General features: G+C 61.6%; 14 protein-coding genes and 1 tRNA gene. 8 read left to right on the top strand and 7 right to left on the bottom strand.

The window, feature by feature from the left end:
- Positions 1 to 45 precede the first annotated feature (45 nt).
- Together ACTQ1Z_RS06110 and ACTQ1Z_RS06105 are read left to right on the top strand one after the other, a co-directional pair.
- Positions 46 to 1161 (top strand): SIS domain-containing protein, encoded by a 1116-nt coding sequence (locus tag ACTQ1Z_RS06110; protein ID WP_441859591.1) that lies wholly within the window; start codon positions 46 to 48, stop codon positions 1159 to 1161.
- Positions 1162 to 1297: 136 nt separating this feature from the next.
- Entirely contained in the window at positions 1298 to 1894 is a 597-nt protein-coding gene (locus ACTQ1Z_RS06105) for a hypothetical protein (protein WP_441859589.1), read from the top strand.
- Positions 1895 to 2171: 277 nt separating this feature from the next.
- Here ACTQ1Z_RS06105 and ACTQ1Z_RS06100 read toward each other — a convergent pair whose 3' ends face one another.
- Positions 2172 to 2927: a DeoR/GlpR family DNA-binding transcription regulator gene (locus ACTQ1Z_RS06100; protein WP_441859587.1), complete on the bottom strand. Its 756-nt coding sequence runs from the start codon at positions 2925 to 2927 to the stop codon at positions 2172 to 2174.
- Between the two features lie 255 nt (positions 2928 to 3182).
- On the opposite strand from ACTQ1Z_RS06100, the gene ACTQ1Z_RS06095 reads away from it, so the two are divergent.
- Positions 3183 to 3851: a transaldolase family protein gene (locus tag ACTQ1Z_RS06095; protein WP_320679347.1), complete on the top strand. Its 669-nt coding sequence runs from the start codon at positions 3183 to 3185 to the stop codon at positions 3849 to 3851.
- 291 nt (positions 3852 to 4142) lie between these two features.
- Here the strand turns inward: ACTQ1Z_RS06095 and ACTQ1Z_RS06090 are convergent, their stop codons facing one another.
- Positions 4143 to 4928 carry a DeoR/GlpR family DNA-binding transcription regulator gene (locus ACTQ1Z_RS06090; protein WP_441859585.1) on the bottom strand — a complete coding sequence of 262 codons (786 nt, stop codon included), beginning with the start codon at positions 4926 to 4928 and terminating at the stop codon, positions 4143 to 4145.
- 352 nt (positions 4929 to 5280) lie between these two features.
- Between ACTQ1Z_RS06090 and ACTQ1Z_RS06085 the strand changes: the two genes are divergently transcribed.
- From ACTQ1Z_RS06085 to deoC, 4 genes are all read left to right on the top strand, one after another.
- On the top strand, positions 5281 to 5736 hold the full coding sequence (locus ACTQ1Z_RS06085) for a PTS sugar transporter subunit IIA (RefSeq protein ID WP_293814788.1): 456 nt from the start codon (positions 5281 to 5283) through the stop codon (positions 5734 to 5736).
- Positions 5737 to 5829: 93 nt separating this feature from the next.
- Positions 5830 to 7251 carry a PTS ascorbate transporter subunit IIC gene (locus ACTQ1Z_RS06080; protein ID WP_441859583.1) on the top strand — a complete coding sequence of 474 codons (1422 nt, stop codon included), beginning with the start codon at positions 5830 to 5832 and terminating at the stop codon, positions 7249 to 7251.
- A 203-nt stretch (positions 7252 to 7454) separates the two neighbouring features.
- A complete protein-coding gene (locus tag ACTQ1Z_RS06075) occupies positions 7455 to 7739 on the top strand; it encodes a PTS sugar transporter subunit IIB (RefSeq protein WP_320679352.1) in 285 nt (94 codons plus the stop codon).
- Positions 7740 to 8007: 268 nt separating this feature from the next.
- Positions 8008 to 8652 carry a deoxyribose-phosphate aldolase gene (deoC, locus tag ACTQ1Z_RS06070; protein ID WP_320679353.1) on the top strand — a complete coding sequence of 215 codons (645 nt, stop codon included), beginning with the start codon at positions 8008 to 8010 and terminating at the stop codon, positions 8650 to 8652.
- Between the two features lie 347 nt (positions 8653 to 8999).
- On the opposite strand, the gene ACTQ1Z_RS06065 is transcribed toward deoC, so the two are convergent.
- The 5 genes from ACTQ1Z_RS06065 to ACTQ1Z_RS06045 form a co-directional block, all read right to left on the bottom strand.
- A complete protein-coding gene (locus ACTQ1Z_RS06065) occupies positions 9000 to 9545 on the bottom strand; it encodes a LemA family protein (RefSeq protein ID WP_320679189.1) in 546 nt (181 codons plus the stop codon).
- Between the two features lie 174 nt (positions 9546 to 9719).
- Positions 9720 to 9810, bottom strand: a tRNA-Ser gene (locus ACTQ1Z_RS06060).
- A 53-nt stretch (positions 9811 to 9863) separates the two neighbouring features.
- Positions 9864 to 10223, bottom strand: a complete 360-nt coding sequence (locus tag ACTQ1Z_RS06055; protein ID WP_441859580.1) for a cupin domain-containing protein — start codon at positions 10221 to 10223, stop codon at positions 9864 to 9866.
- A 197-nt stretch (positions 10224 to 10420) separates the two neighbouring features.
- Entirely contained in the window at positions 10421 to 11983 is a 1563-nt protein-coding gene (gene lsrK, locus ACTQ1Z_RS06050; RefSeq protein WP_320679192.1) for an autoinducer-2 kinase, read from the bottom strand.
- Positions 11984 to 11995: 12 nt separating this feature from the next.
- Positions 11996 to 12922, bottom strand: a complete 927-nt coding sequence (locus tag ACTQ1Z_RS06045) for a sugar-binding transcriptional regulator (RefSeq protein ID WP_320679193.1) — start codon at positions 12920 to 12922, stop codon at positions 11996 to 11998.
- A gap of 533 nt (positions 12923 to 13455) precedes the next feature.
- On the opposite strand from ACTQ1Z_RS06045, the gene ACTQ1Z_RS06040 reads away from it, so the two are divergent.
- The gene (locus ACTQ1Z_RS06040; protein ID WP_320679195.1) at positions 13456 to 15042 is read left to right on the top strand and encodes a sugar ABC transporter ATP-binding protein; all 1587 of its coding nucleotides are present in this window, start codon (positions 13456 to 13458) and stop codon (positions 15040 to 15042) included.
- The last annotated feature ends 28 nt before the right edge of the window (positions 15043 to 15070 follow it).

The following is a 15070-nucleotide window of genomic DNA, read 5'->3' as shown; positions in this document are numbered from 1 at the left end:
TTTGTCCTTCAGGCCAAACTTAGGCCCCAAGGGAAGGGAATGGATATGTCCGAAGAGAACCGTCCAACTATGCTCACCTACATCGAGGAGACTCCGGCTCAGCTCGCCGCTAACATCGAGAACCGCCAGGCGCTCGTCGGCGGCCTCGTCGATGCCTATGTCGACGGCGGCTACCACAACATCTGGATCGTTGCGTGCGGCTCCAGCTCCAACGCCTCTCAGTGCGCCAAGCCGTTCATGATGAAGTACCTCGACGCTGACGTGCAGGTTGTGCCGCCCAACACGTTCATCGCCTACAAGGATCGCCTCGCGGAGGACGATTTCGTCTTCGTGGTTTCCCAGAGCGGCTGCTCCACCAACTCCATCGAGGCGCTCGACAAGCTTCGCGCGATGGGCCGCAAGGCCGTTGGCCTTACCGGCAACCTCGAGTCTGACTTCAAGGACCACGCCGACGTCCTCGTTGATTATGGTGTGGGTGAGGAGTACGTGGGATACGTCACGAAGGGCGTGACCACGCTCGCCGAGTTCCTCATGCTGTTCGCCATCGAGGCCGGTGCCAAGCGCGGCGTCGTCTCCGCCGAGGCCCACGATGCGGTTATCGCCGAGATGGAGAAGTGCCCCGAGCGCCACGTTGCCTTCCAGAAGCAGGTCCACGAGTTCTATGACCGCAACAAGGCTGCGCTCACTTCGATGACGGTCGCCTACTCCTGCGGCTTCGCCCAGGGCTATGGCATCGCCTGCGAGGGCGCCCTCAAGATTGGCGAGACCATCCAGATTCCGAGCTTCGCCTATGAGGCGGAGGAGTTCAACCACGGTCCCAACCTGCAGCTTACGCCCAACTACACGCTGTTCTTCATCGATGACCTCGGCAAGACGTCCGATCGCCTCGTCCAGCTCGCCCGTGCCTCCCACAGTGTGAGCGACCGCGTCTTCGTGGTCACGAACAACCCCGAGGTCGACGATGCACATGCGCTGCGCCTGCCCGAGGATATCGAGGAGCCGCTGCTCATGCCGCTCTACGTACTGCCGCTGTTCCAGATCCTGGCGTATCGCGCGACGACCGACCTCCACAAGTGGGAGAAGCACCCCATGTTCGACAACTTCAGGAAGATCTGCGAGTCCAAGACGGCTTCCATCTCGAAGATCATGCCTTTCGAGTAGGTTTTGCTAGAGTGTCTTCTGCTCCGCGTCCGAGCGCCACTTCCTGGCGCGGTGGGGCGACGAGCTTGGCAATGTTGATTTGAGCTGGTGGGGCGTCGGCGTGGCCGGCGCCCCGTCTGTATCCGGGAGAAGGCATATGTATAGGTTTGCGCAGCGTAGGATGGGGATTGTGGCGGCTGTGATCATCGCGGCCCTTGCTATCGCGATCTTTGCGGTGTTTCCGGGCATCTATGCGGACCCGAAGGGTGGTCCAATCTCCGCGCTGCTGATGGTCGTTGCCGCGACAGCCGTTGCCTATCTGATGCTGCGTTTCGCTGCCGTGCGCGCGGAGGCCGTGCTCGTGGCACTTCGCGTGCGCCGCGGAAAGATCGCCCTCGCGCGCATCGACAAGATCGAGGAGCTGGGCGAGGCGCGCGACATCTGCCTGATGCCGCATCGTCTTTGCGCGTTCGAGACCGAGGTATTCGTGCCGGGTGACGAGAGCTTCTCGTGCCGCATCGTGGAGGACATCGACAAGAGGTTCCAGGTCAAGACGCCTGCCTGGGTGTATGTCACCTACGAGGGCGAAGCCGCGCGGGATCGTGTTGGAATCGTTCCCACCTCCGTGCTGTTCGCCACGCCGAGCCTCGAGCCCGTGGTGCGCGAGCTCGAGAAGCGCTGCCACCCTGCCTACATCGAGGTCTCCCGCGGCCTTCATGGCCTCGCGATGGCGCCGTTCAAGCGCAAGGGCTAGCGAGCAAGTCGGCGGCGGGCGATCCGGCAGCGGGCGAGCCAGCGGGCACGCCGGCGGTGCAACCTGGCGGCGGTGCGACCTGGCGACGGGCGAGCCAACGTCGGCCGCGTGTTGCTGCGCCCGGTGACCGCTCGCCCGACGCTGCGCGAGACCTGCTGGTGCGCCGAGACATGCACTTTCTCGAGCTATTGGCTCGCGTGCGACGCCATAACTCGAGAAAGTGTAGGTCTCGATGGCAGTCGGCCTGGCCGTACCGCGCGTCGGCCACGTCTCGGCGCTACATCACCGTGAGGCCTGAGGCACGGAGGCGCTCGACGGCGTCCGGACGGACCTCGTCGCAGATGGCGAGGTCGAAGTCGTCGAGTGTGGCGTAGCGGTAGGTCCCCGCGTGGCCGAGCTTGTCTGTGTCGCAGAGCAGCACGTTTACCTCGGCGCGGGCCATTGCGGCCTGCTTGGCGGGGACGTCTTCCATATCGAGTGTGAGCACGTCGCCAGCCTCGGCCTCGATGCCCACGGCACCCATGAACGCGGCGTCGAAGCGGTACGGGTCGAGCGCGCTCGCGGCGAGGTTGCCGACAAACCCGTTGTACTCCGCGTCATACGAGCCGCCGGGGCAAAAGGTGCGCACGTTGGTGCCGGAGCTGGCGGCACGCATCACGTCAACGGAGCTCGAGACGACGGTGAGCGAGAGGTCGCTCGCGCCTATGAGCTGGGCGAGGAGGATGTTCGAAGAGGAGAAGTCGAGGTAGACGGTCTGCCTGGGCTTGAGCATCGCGAACGCCTTTGCGGCGATGGCTTGCTTCTCTGGGCGGAGGAGGTCGACGCGCTCCGCGACGACGCGGTTTACCTCGGGGTCAATTCGCGTGGCTCCGCCGTAGACCTTGCGGCAGCGACCCTCGGCGACAAGCCTGCGAAGGTCTTTGCGGATGCAATCCTCCGTCACGTCGAACTTCTCCGCGAGGGCGGAGACGGTGACGTGACCCTCCTGCTCGATGAGCCGGGCTATCACCTCTTGGCGTGCTTCGAGAAACATCCGCTTTCCGTCCCACTTTGTTCGAGTTCGTAGCTTGCGCCCAAATCATACCATCCAAATTCTGCCGAATACGGACAAACTACGACAGAATAAGAGAAAGTGCTTGCAAATCAATACAGCCCGAAGTAATCTGAGCGCAGAGAATGGCGTCGTCGCGAGGCGTCGCAAAAGGAATCGTGCGAAGGTTGGAAGCGTGCGCTGCGCGTGACGGCCTCGCAAAAAACGACCGCACGCGGTCAGTCGAAGGGATTGCTTATGGAACTCATCATCGATACCGCCAACCTCGACGAGATCAAGAAGCTCGACGCCCTGCTCAACGTCGACGGCGTGACCACCAACCCCACGATCATCACGCGTAGCGGCAAGACCCCCGAGGTCGTCCTCCCCGAGATCATCGAGTATCTCCGCCCGGACCAGAAGCTCTTCGTCCAGGTCGTCTCCGAGGATTACGACGGAATCATGGAGGAGGCCCGCTACATCAACGGCCTTCGCCCGGAGAACACCTACGCCAAGATCCCCGTCACCCGCGATGGCCTCAAGGCCGTGAAGGATGCCCACAACGAGGGCCTCGGCGTCCTCGCCACGGCGATCTTCTCGCCCGAGTCCGCTTTCCTCGCTGCCCTCAACGGCGCTGATTACCTTGCGCCTTACGTGAACCGCATGTCCAACTACGGCGACGGCATCCAACAGGTCGCGGACCTCATCGAGATGCTTGCCGTGCAGGGCCTCGACACGAAGGTCATGGCCGCGTCGCTGCACAACACCAACCAGGTGCACGAGCTCATCCTCGCGGGCATTCAGGCGATCACCTTCCCGCCGGCGATCCTCAACTCGATGATTGACCAGCCGGGCACCGTGGGTGCCGTGCACGACTTCACCGCTTCGTGGGAGAAGAACTACGGCCGCACCACGCTGAGGGCGTAGATCACGGATTCCCAACGGGCCCTAGCTGACGGATTCCCAACGGCGGCGGGCGGCCATCATTTCCTGCTCAGACAGCTTCGCCTGCGGCGAAGAACTCGCAGGCAACGATGGTCGCCCGCCTTTTGTATCTCTGTTGGCTGGTCCGTTGTCTTCGCGGGCCCATCACCCCCCGTGTGTGGCCGCGGGTGCTCACGGGTGGTTAAATCGACTCTTTAGCTGCTGGTTGAGATGGGTGCGAAGGGTGGTTGCTTTCCGCTTCGCATGAGGCGCGATGCGCTGGGATGCTATTCGCTAGCAGAGGACGGGGGTGCCGGTGGAGGCGATGGCGGTGAGGATGTCGCGGTTGGTGGAGTCCGTGATGATGGCGCTGAAGTCGGACGCGGAGGCGTAGCGGTAGCCCCTGTGGACGGCGAACTTGCCCTCCTCGGTAAGGAGGAAGCAGTAGGAGGCGTTCTTGAGGACCTGCTCGTTGACGCGACCGTCGTCGACGGAGGTCGCGAGCACCGCGCCCTTGGCGAGATCGACGCCGCAGGCACCGATGAACGCCTTAGAGAACAGCAGTGGCTCGAGAAGGCTGATCGTGGCGGGGCCCGTGAAACCGTTGAGGTGCACGTTGAGGTAGCCACCCGTAGCAAGTGCCGTGACCTTGGGGTTCCTGGCGAGGCGGGGGAGGACGTCAATCATGTTCGTGGTTACGATAAGGCGTTTGTCGCTCGAGGCGATCATGTCTGCAAGATAGAGGTTCGTGCGAGAGACGCCCAGGAAAATCGCATCGCCATCGTTGATCTCGAGGAAAGCGCGGGCGGCAACGGCTCGACGCCCGTCGTCCTCGGCATCGCGCTGGAGAGCCACGGTCTCCGCCACGCTGTCGTGTGGCTGCGTCTGCGCGACCGGACCGTCGACCTTGAGGGCGCCGCCGTACTCGCGCTTGATCTTGCCCTCCTTTTGAAGGGCCTTGAGGTCCTTGCGGATGCTGTCGACGCTGACGGCAAAGCGCTTAGCAAGATCGTCCACGGTGGCAAAGCCCGTGGAATTCACAATGCTGATGATCTCTTTGCGGCGCTCTTTCGGGGACAACGTAGACTCCGGTGGGGTGGGGGCGGACTAATGATGCTTTGACTTACATAATAGGGCCGAAATCGTATCGCCCATACCTAAAGAAAATATGCTAGATGTCCCCAACGCAATGCCTCGATACTGCAAAACACGAGGTAAAATTCTTTACTTACTCAAGCAGAAGGTGCAACGAATCGATTATTGAGCAAAGCTGATCCTACCGTTCGCCGCCAAATACCTACCGTAAGCGGGAAGTAGGACGGGCAAAACAGGAAAAATCAGGAAATCAGAAGTCCAAATCTCTCCGGTCGTGTACAATCGGTGAAGAATATGAATGGAACTATGCCTTTTTAGTGCAGAAAGGGGTTTGTCCATGGCCGGTATGGAGGACATGCTCAAGCGCGAGAACGTGCAGATTATCGAGAAGGTCTCTGATTGGGAGGAGTCCGTCCACGTCGCGGTGCAGCCGCTCGTCGACCAGGGCTACGTCAAGAGCGACTACATCGACGGCATCATCTCGAACGCCAAGGAGTTTGGCCCCTACTTCGTGATCTGCCCCGATCTCGCTCTTCTTCACGCCCGCCCCGAGCAGGGCGTCATCAAGCAGCAGCTTGCCGTCACCGTGCTTCGCGAGCCCGTCCGTTTCAAGGAGGAGGGCCCGGATGTCCGCCTTCTCGTGACGCTCGCCGCCGAGGACGCTGACTCTCACATTGAGGTCATGCGCTCGCTCGCCGTTATGTTCAGTGATCCCGCCAACATCACCAAGATTGCCGAGGCCAAGGACGCGGATGAGGTTTACGCCGATTTCGTCGCCCCTGCCGAGGCGTAACTTTTTGATTTTGGCGATCGCGCCGCGCGTAGTGTCCGCAGCCACGAACCGCGGCATGTATAGGAAGTAAGTTGGAAGGAAAGGAAGGAAAGAATGGCTGTTATTAACTTTATCGTCAGCATTCTGTCCGAGCCGGCACTGCTAGTCGGCCTCCTTGCTCTCGTGGGTCTCGCCCTTCAGGGCAAGGCTATCGAGGATATTGTCATGGGCACCGTGAAGACCGTTGTCGGCTTCCTCGTGCTCTCTGCTGGTGCTAGCTACCTGCAGTCCGGTTCCCTGCTCGCCTTCGGTGAGCTGTTCAACTACGCCTTCCACATGCAGGGCGTCGTCCCGAACAACGAGGCCGTCGTTTCCATGGCTCTCACCCAGTTCGGCTCTGACTCCGCTCTGATCATGTGCGTCGGCATGGTCCTGAACATCGTGCTTGCCCGCTTCTCTCGCATGCACTACATCTTCCTCACTGGTCACCACACGCTGTACATGGCTTGCATGCTCGCCGTCGTGCTCAGCATCGGTGGCCTCCAGGGCCCGATGCTCATCATCGGCGGTGGCTGCGTCCTCGCTATGATCATGGTTCTTTCGCCGGCCTACTGCCAGCCCACCTTCCGCAAGGTGACTGGTGCTGGTGACGCCGTGGGCTTCGGCCACTTCGGCGGCATCGGCTACGCCATCGCCGGCCAGGTCGGCAAGCTCTTCAAGGGCAGCAAGTCCACCGAGGACATCAACTTCCCGAAGCGCCTCATCTTCCTGCGTGACACCACCGTCGCCATCTCCATCACGATGATGATTTTCTTCCTCATCGTGACCGGTGTTGCCGTTGCTAACGGCATCCTCGACGCTGACCCGTCGCAGTTCACCAACCTCAACGTCCTCCTCAACGTCGGCACCGAGACCACGACCAACTGGATCGTCTGGGCCCTCGAGTCCGGCATGGCCTTCGCTGGTGGCGTCTACATCGTTCTTTCCGGCGTCCGTCTGATCGTCGGCGAGATCGTCCCCGCCTTCAAGGGCATCTCCGAGAAGCTCGTCCCTGGTGCCGTCCCCGCCATCGACTGCCCGGTCTGCTTCCCGTACGCTCCTAACGCGGTCATCATCGGCTTCCTTGTCTCCTTCGTTGGCGGCATCGTGGGCCTCCTCATCCTCATGGCCGTCGACGCCAACCTCGCTCCCGTTGCCCTGATTCTCCCCGGCGTCGTCCCGCACTTCTTCTGCGGCGCTTCCGCTGGTGTCTTCGGCAACGCTGAGGGTGGTCTCAAGGGCTGCGTCGCCGGTGCTTTCGTCCACGGCCTGCTCATCACCTTCCTGCCTGCCATCTGCATGCCCGTCTTCACGGCTCTGGGCTTCACCTCCGCTACCTTCTCCGACGCTGACTTCTCCTGGCTCGGCATCGTGTTCGGTAACCTCGCCCAGGCCGCCCCTGGCATGCCGCTGTTCGTCATCTGCCTCCTTTGCTTCGTCGTGCCGATTGTTTACAACTTCGTCGCCCCGAAGCCCAAGGCTGCTGCTGCCGAGTAGCATCTGCTGCGGAGGGTTGGCGACCAACATAGCGCTTTAGCTCGTGTTATCCGTCCAACCCTTAAATAGTGTCACTTACCGGTTGCGGGGTCGGGGCTGCGGCTTCGGCCCCGCAATTGGGTAATATCAGATATGCGCGGGCATCCGCGTATCGCCAACAAGCGGCTGGCCCTCCGGCCAATCGCGATATGAAAAGAGGAAACATGGAAGTCCGCAGCATTATGTGCGCTTGTGGTTCTGGCCTCGGCTCCAGCCTTATGGTCCAGATGAACATCGAGAGCGTCCTCAAGGAGCTTGGCAAGAGCGACGTCACTGTGGGTCACACCACCACCTCCGACGTCACCCCTGAGATGGCTGACCTCTTCGTCGTCGGCCGTGACCTCGCCGACTTCATCAAGGGTGTTCCTGATGAGCGCAAGGTCGTTCTCACCAACATCGTTGACAAGAACGAGCTCAAGGAGAAGCTGGTCGCTGCTTTCGAGCAGTAGGCATCTCCGCGCCCCATGGGCGCACACCATCAAATTTGATGGAATCCTTTCCAGAGGAACGGGCCCGGTGCTGTCGCGTGGCGAAAGCTGGCGGCGGCCCGGGCCTTTCATTTGGATATGAACTCTGGTGCTACAAAAGTCATCTCGCGGTTGGTCGCGCGCCAATCTTCAGCAAGGCAAAGCAGATCTGCCTTTGAAGCCAGGCACACCTTTGGCGTGTCTCGCTTTGTAGACAGAGCGCCTGCGGGCGCTAAGCAAAGGAGGAACCATGGAACTTAACCGCATGATCGACCACACGCTGCTGAAGGCTAATGCCACGCGCGCTCAAATCGAGAAGCTCTGCGACGAGGCTCTCGAGTACAACTTCGCCTCTGTCTGCGTGAACACCTGCTGGGTACCGCTTGCCCACGAGAAGCTGGCCGGCAGCGAGGTTAACACGTGCTGCGTCGTCGGCTTCCCCCTCGGCGCCATGCTGACCGAGGCCAAGGCCGCCGAGACTCGCCTTGCCGTCGAGGCGGGCGCCGACGAGGTCGACATGGTCATCAACGTCGGCTGGCTGCTCGATGGCGAGTACGACGCTGTGCGCGACGACATTGCGGCTGTCGTGAAGGCTGCTGACGGCAAGTGCGTGAAGGTCATCATCGAGGCCTGCCTGCTCACGGACGAGCAGAAGGTCAAGGCCTGCGAGCTCTCCGTCGAGGCTGGAGCGACCTTCGTGAAGACGAGCACGGGCTTCTCCACCGGTGGCGCCACCGTGGCCGATGTCGCCCTTATGCGCAAGACCGTGGGCGACCGCTGCCTGGTTAAGGCTGCCGGCGGCATCCACACCGCCGATGAGGCCCGCGCCATGGTTGAGGCCGGAGCCGACCGTCTCGGCTGCAGCGCCGGAATCCAGATCATGGCCGGCTGCTAACGGATCCCAAGCCGAAAGGGTGGGGGAGGGCCTCGGGGCATACTTGCGCGCGTTGCGCGCTGCGAAAATGCCCCTCAACCCTCCCCCACCCTTTCGGCGCCCGTTGCAGCGCTTTCCATTCGCTTCTTAAGAGCGGGCGGGGAATGCCTCTCAACCTTCCCCTCGCCCCGCCGCGCTCGTTAGAGTGCTTTCATTCGCTTCTTAAGGGCAAGTTGAAAATAGAAGCTAAGGGAAACGTATCGACAACATAGAGGAAGGCCCCATCCCATCGAGGAGCATTTTTCGAGCGCAAAGCGCGAGAATGCGACGAGATGGGATGGGGGCTTCCGGCTTATATGTGGGTGAGACTAGAACTGCACCCGGGGTGCGGTGGCGTCAGCCTCGGAGATTTCGAAGCCCTTCCTGGGCATGCGGCCGCCGGCGAAAAGGCTGCCGGGGAAGGTCTGGATGGCGTTGTTGAACATGAGGACGCAGTCGTTATAGCTCTGGCGAGCATAGACGATCTTGTTCTCAGTCTCCTCAAGCTGTGTCTGGAGCTGCTGGAAGTTGGCGTTGGCCTTCAGGTCAGGGTAGCTCTCGGAGAGGGCGAAGAGCTGGCGGAGAGCGCCGGAGAGCTGGTTGTTGGCGGCCATGACATCCTCGGGCGTGGCCGCGGCGGCAACGCCGTTGCGGGCGGCGATGACGGCCTCGAGCGTGCCGGATTCGTGCGAAGCGTAGCCCTTGACGGTTTCGACGAGGTTGGGAATGAGGTCTGCGCGGCGCTTGAGTTGAGCATTAATCTGATCCCAGGCATTGTCACAGCGATTGGAAGCGCGAACGATGTCATTGCTCATCTTGATGCAGAAGAGCGCGACGGCAATCGCGATGACGACGATGACGATAATGGCGGGCACGGTGTCTCCTTGCAGTAATGTCGCTTCCTGCGACGCTTGGTGTGGAGTATACCCAGGTGCCATGGCGGGCGAACGTGGACCGGCTCGGTTTTGGTCCGGCGCGGCACTGGTCATTCTAAGGTAAGCAAAAGCGGGGCAGCGACACTATCATCGCTGCCCCGCTTGCACGTCAAATGGCGGAGGAGGAGAGATTCGAACTCTCGAGACGAACGAGCCGCCCAACGGTTTTCAAGACCGCCGCATTCAACCGCTCTGCCACTCCTCCGAGCAGAAGAATATTCTACCGAACACGAGGTTTTCGTGTCGGGCACGATGTCTCTAGAACTCGGGGTTCGGGTCCTCGACCTTGTCGACCTCCTGGAAGGGGGCGAGGGTGGAGACCATCTTGATGGGCTCGTCATACGGGTTGTTCACGAAGTGGACCTCACCCGGGCCAATGTGAATGAAGTCTCCGGCGGACAGCGTGTGAACGATGCCGTCGACCACGATGTCGACCTTGCCCTCGAGGATGAAGAAGTTCTCCTCCATGATGTTGTGATGGTGAGCCTGGAAGTTCTGGTGGGGCTGGAACTGTACCAGCGCGTAGTTCATGCGTGGGCCCTTCATGAGGTACTTGGGGCCGGAATCACCGAAGCGATACTCGAAGTCGTTCTCGTTGACGACGAAGGTTTCTGCCATGTTCTGCTCCTTTTACTCGCCCAAGTGCTGGGCGTGCGGACTGGGACTAATTGTTATACGAGCGCGTGTGGCCGGATGTCTGGCGGGCAAACGCTCGCGTTGGTGCCTGAGGGACGGATCGGAGTCGCGGGGTGCCTGATGGGCGAATCGGCGCCGCGGTGGCGCATAGCTACGAGCCACCGCGGCGTGCGAGGACGTTACAGGCCGGGAGCGCGCCACATGCTCTTGGTCACGCCGGCCTCGCTCAGTGCAAACTGGGCCTTGTAAACCTCGCGCCATGTCTTGTAAAGCTCCTCGTAGACGGCGGCGTTCTCGGGGTTGGGCTCAAAGGTGCGCTCGAACTTGACGACCTGCTTGGCACCCTCGGAGACGCTCGGGTAGATGCCCACACCGGTGCCGGCGATGATGGCGGCGCCAAGGGCGGTGGCCTCCTTCACCACGGGGACCTTGACGGTCTTGCCCGTGACGTCGGCGACGATCTGGCTCCAGAGAGGGCTCTTGGAGGCGCCGCCGGCGAACATGAGCTCGTCAGGCTCGTTGCCCGTGGCCTCGCGGACGAGGTCGATGTGACCACGGACGAGCAGCGCGGTGTTCTCGAGGATGGCGCGGTAGAAGGTGTACTTGTTGAACTTCTCCGGCTCGAGCTCGAAGTTGGTGAAGGTGGGCGAGGAGTGCGTCCAGTGGATGTAGTTCATGACGTCGCTGAAGCAGCAGAGCATGCCGTAGGAGCCCGCGGGGATCTTCTCGGCGTGCTCGTTCATGACGTCATAGACGTCGCGGCCCTCGGCCTTGGCCTGCTCCTTCTCCGCCTGGCAGAAGCCATCGCGGAACCAGCGCATGACGAGGCCCGGCTTGAAGGCGAGCGCCTCGTACTGCCAGACGCCTGGGGTGGCGTGGCAGTTCACGCGCACGCGGCACTGCGGGTCGGTGGCGGCGTTGTCGGTGTTGAACTCGTACTGCCAGAAGCTGCCGCCAAAGACGCCGGCCTGGTTGGGGAGGCAGGCGCCCACGCCGATCATGCCAAGCTGGCAGTCGCCGCCGCCAACGATGACGGGCGTGCCCTCGGCGAGGCCGGTGTCAGCGGCGCCCTTGGCGTTGACGTGGCCGGCGAGCTCACCGCTCTCCTTGACCGCGCCGAAGATGTCGGTGCGCAGGCCGCAACGCTCGGCGATGGTCGGATCCCAATTGCGGGTCTCGAGGCTCATGATGCCGGTGGTCGAGCCGTTGGAGGGCTCGACGGCCAGTTCGCCGGTGAGCTTGTAGATGAGCCAGTCGTTGAACATGCCGATGCGGGCGGTCTTCTCGTAGACCTCGGGCATCTTGTTCTTGACCCACAGCAGGCGCGGGAGGGCGCCGAGGGCATAGGTCTGGCCGCTCTCGCGGTAGAGCTCCGCTTCAAGCTCCGGGTTCATGGCGATGAGTTCGCCCACCTCGTCGTTTGAGCGGGCGTCGACGTTGGCGCAAGCCCAGATCTCGTTGCCCTCCTCGTCATAGAGGAGGATGCCCTCGCGCATGCAGGTGGTCGAGACGGCGGCGATATCGGAGGCGTCGATGCCCGTCTCGGCGAGAACCTCGCTCACGCAGGTGCGGGCAAGCTCCCAGTTGGTTACCCAGTCGAAGTCCATGCTGCCGGGCCAACGGGGATCCTCGTTGTGGGTCCACTCCTTCTGAACGCAGCCCACCTGGTCGCCTTCGGTGGAGAAGATGACAGCGCGCACGCTGCCGGTTCCCGCGTCCATTGCCATCAGGTACTTTGCCATGGCGTACATCTCCTAGCTCTTGGTCGAATACTCGAGGAGTTCCTTTGCCGTTTGTTCGTCCGTGACGAGGACGTTGAAATAGCCGTGCGTGAGGGCCGCGTGCATGGCGGGCACCTTCACGGAGCCTCCCGCCGCGCCGATGACGTTGCGCATGCTCTGGAGCTTGTCGAGGCTCGAGCTGACGATGCGCTTCTCGATGGAGGTGCCAACGGGGTTGCCATCTGCGTCGATGAAATGATTGAGGATGTCTCCCACGGCGCCCTGCATCTTGAGGAGCGCGAAGTCCGTCTTGGAGAGGATGCCGTTGCGGATGATCGTGGCGTCCTCGTCCATGCTGCCCACGCCCACGACGGTCATGTCCGCGTGGGAAGTCATGCGGAAGACGTCTTGGATCGCCGGCTCCTTGAGGAGCTGGTCCCTGAGTTCGGCGGAGGAGAGGATCAGGGGCGAGGGCACGAGATAGAGGTGCATCGCGAAGACCTCGGAGCTCACCTTGGGCAGGTAGTAGCTCACGCCGCCCGTGAGGCTCGCGACGTTAATGTCGGAGCGTCGGCTCGAGGCGAGGTTGTCGAGAATGAGGCCCGTCATGTCGCCATAGCCGATGTTGAGGAAGCCGTCCGCGCGCAGGTGGTCCGCGATGTAGACGGAGGCCGCCTGGGCGATGCTCTGCGTGAGCTCCGCGGTGTGGGCGGGCGTGGGCACGACGAAGGCGTCCTCGAGGCCAAAGTGGCCAATCAGCTCGCGCTCGACCTCCATGCGGGCGCGGTCGTCCTCGCGGAACAGGAAGCGGATGACGCCAGTGGCACGCGCCTCGTCGAGAAGGCGGATGACCTTGGCCCTACTCACGCCCAGGAGTTGTGAGATCTGCTGCTGGGTGTAGTTCTCCATGTAGTAGTACCAGGTTGCCTTGAGCATCAACTGGTAGTCTGCATCGGCCATGTGCCGCCCCCTCTCCTCGTGTGTGCCTCTCTACCGTATGGCCATTCCCGTGCCGCGCGGCCGCTTTCATGTGGGGTTCTGAATGACCCTTAAAAGCGAACAAATGTCGAAGCGTCCAACAAAAGTACGCTTTTGCTATACCCCTCACATAAGGGAGAGTCAATCGAATGCGATGGTAATTCCCGCGAGAGGTCTGAACTCCTAGGCGAACAGCGCCAACGGGATGCTGACGCGTAAATAATCGCATTTATATGGGGCTTAATCCGCATGAAATAAAGCTGCTGCGTGAAATGCAAATCTGTCCGCAATATGTTGGGCCTGGTTGATGGCCCGCCACAAGCCTGTTATGGCGACACTTCATTGCTTACAATTCTGGACAATCGTCCACCTCGTGAGCAAATAACCGTTCGTTGACCAATTCCTACCGTTCGGTCTCCGCGGTATTTGGCGGGCGGACTCGAATGGATACCGTCTTAGGCGTATCGAAGTATTTCGTTGCTGACTGTGTCATTTGTCCAAGGGGAGGGAATCGAATGACCAACGATACCCAGACGACGCCCACGACGGGCGCCACGCATGCCCTCCGCGAGGTTGTCGAGGACATCCAGAGCCGTGACACGCTTCTGTCAGTGCACGACATCTATAAGTCCTTTGGAACCAACGCGGTCCTGAAGGGCATTAGCCTGGAGGTCCGTCCGGGCGAGGTGCTCGCGCTCATCGGAGGTAACGGCGCTGGTAAGTCGACGCTCATGAAGATCATCATGGGCATCTACTCGGCTGATAGCGGAGAAATCGAGATCGGCGGAGACAAGGTTGACATCTCCAACCCCAAGGCCGCTCTCGCCCACAGCATCTATATGGTTCCGCAGGAGCCTATGCTGTTCCCGAACATGACCGTGCGCGAGAACATCACGATTGGCTTTAACGAGAAACCCTCCGTGCTGGCCGAGCGCCTCGAGAAGGTCATGGATACCACGGGTTGGCACATGGACCTTGACCGCAAGGCCCTCACGCTCTCCATTGCAGAGCAGGGCATGGTCGAGATTCTCCGTGGCCTCATGCGCGACCCCGAGGTGCTCATCCTCGACGAGCCCACCTCGGCACTTACCTTCGATGAGGTCCAGAGCCTGTTCAACTGCGTGCACGAACTGCAGAAGAAGAACATCGGCATCGTCTACATCACCCACCGTCTGGCCGAGGTCTTCGAGCTCGCCACGACGGTTGCCATCCTCCGCGACGGCATCGTCGCCATGCAGGGCAGCGTGAAGGAATTCACGCGTGAGGACCTCGTCCGCGGCCTGCTTCCGCCCGATGCCGGCAACATCGAGAAGGAGAAGGTTGTCGCGTCTGACGTTATCGACTACGACGCGAAGCCCGTTCTCGAGCTCAAGGACTTCAGCGGCTATGGCTTCGCCGATGTCAACCTCAAGGTCTACCCCGGCGAGATCGTGGGCATGGCTGGTGTCGTGGGCGCCGGCCGCACCGAGATGGCGACAACCATCTTCGGCCGCGACAAGGTGCTGGGCGGCAAGGTGCTCCTCGACGGTCGCGACATTACGGGCATGAAGACGCCTGACGTCATCAACGCCGGTGTCAACTACCTGCCCGAGGACCGCTTCGCCGATGCCCTCTTCCGTATTCGCGACGTCTCCGAGAACACGACGAGCTCGCTGCTCTGCGGCAAGAAGATCGGCAGCTTCCTGCTCAACTCCAAGAAGGCCGACGAGATCAGCCAGGGCTACGTCAACGACTTCCGCACCAAGGTGACGGGCCTCGATCAGGAGGTTGGCGGCCTTTCCGGCGGCAACCAGCAGAAGATCATCATCGGTCGCATCTTCGCGACCGAGCCCAAGCTCGTCATCCTCGACGAGCCTACTCGCGGCATCGACGCCGCGGCTCGTGGTGATGTCTACGCCGTGCTCCAGGAGCTCCGTAAGACCGGCGTTTCGATCCTTCTCATCTCCTCTGACATGGAGGAGGTCGTCGAGCTCGCCGACCGCGCCGTGGTCATGTTCCAGGGCCGCATCAACAGCGAGTTCAAGAAGGCGGATATCACACAGGACAACCTCATGGCCGCCGCCTTTGGCGTCTCCGGCGACAAGGAGGCGGTGTCGGCATGAGCCTAAACCGCCAGATCGAAGAGACCCG

The sequence above is a fragment of the Parolsenella sp. LCP21S3_E11 genome (genome assembly GCF_052118165.1).
Taxonomy (GTDB): domain Bacteria; phylum Actinomycetota; class Coriobacteriia; order Coriobacteriales; family Atopobiaceae; genus Parolsenella.
This window is presented reverse-complemented; position numbering and strand designations above follow the sequence as displayed.

Bases quoted from the DNA above. Each gene is read 5' to 3' on its own strand.
- ACTQ1Z_RS06095 (WP_320679347.1), top strand. From the start codon at position 3,183: ATGGAACTCATCATCGATACCGCCAACCTCGACGAGATCAAGAAGCTC.
- ACTQ1Z_RS06085 (WP_293814788.1), top strand. From the start codon at position 5,281: ATGGCCGGTATGGAGGACATGCTCAAGCGCGAGAACGTGCAGATTATC.
- lsrK (WP_320679192.1), bottom strand. From the start codon at position 11,983: ATGGCAAAGTACCTGATGGCAATGGACGCGGGAACCGGCAGCGTGCGC.
- ACTQ1Z_RS06055 (WP_441859580.1), bottom strand. From the start codon at position 10,223: ATGGCAGAAACCTTCGTCGTCAACGAGAACGACTTCGAGTATCGCTTC.
- deoC (WP_320679353.1), top strand. From the start codon at position 8,008: ATGGAACTTAACCGCATGATCGACCACACGCTGCTGAAGGCTAATGCC.
- ACTQ1Z_RS06040 (WP_320679195.1), top strand. From the start codon at position 13,456: ATGACCAACGATACCCAGACGACGCCCACGACGGGCGCCACGCATGCC.
- ACTQ1Z_RS06045 (WP_320679193.1), bottom strand. From the start codon at position 12,922: ATGGCCGATGCAGACTACCAGTTGATGCTCAAGGCAACCTGGTACTAC.
- ACTQ1Z_RS06105 (WP_441859589.1), top strand. From the start codon at position 1,298: ATGTATAGGTTTGCGCAGCGTAGGATGGGGATTGTGGCGGCTGTGATC.
- ACTQ1Z_RS06110 (WP_441859591.1), top strand. From the start codon at position 46: ATGTCCGAAGAGAACCGTCCAACTATGCTCACCTACATCGAGGAGACT.
- ACTQ1Z_RS06075 (WP_320679352.1), top strand. From the start codon at position 7,455: ATGGAAGTCCGCAGCATTATGTGCGCTTGTGGTTCTGGCCTCGGCTCC.
- ACTQ1Z_RS06100 (WP_441859587.1), bottom strand. From the start codon at position 2,927: ATGTTTCTCGAAGCACGCCAAGAGGTGATAGCCCGGCTCATCGAGCAG.
- ACTQ1Z_RS06080 (WP_441859583.1), top strand. From the start codon at position 5,830: ATGGCTGTTATTAACTTTATCGTCAGCATTCTGTCCGAGCCGGCACTG.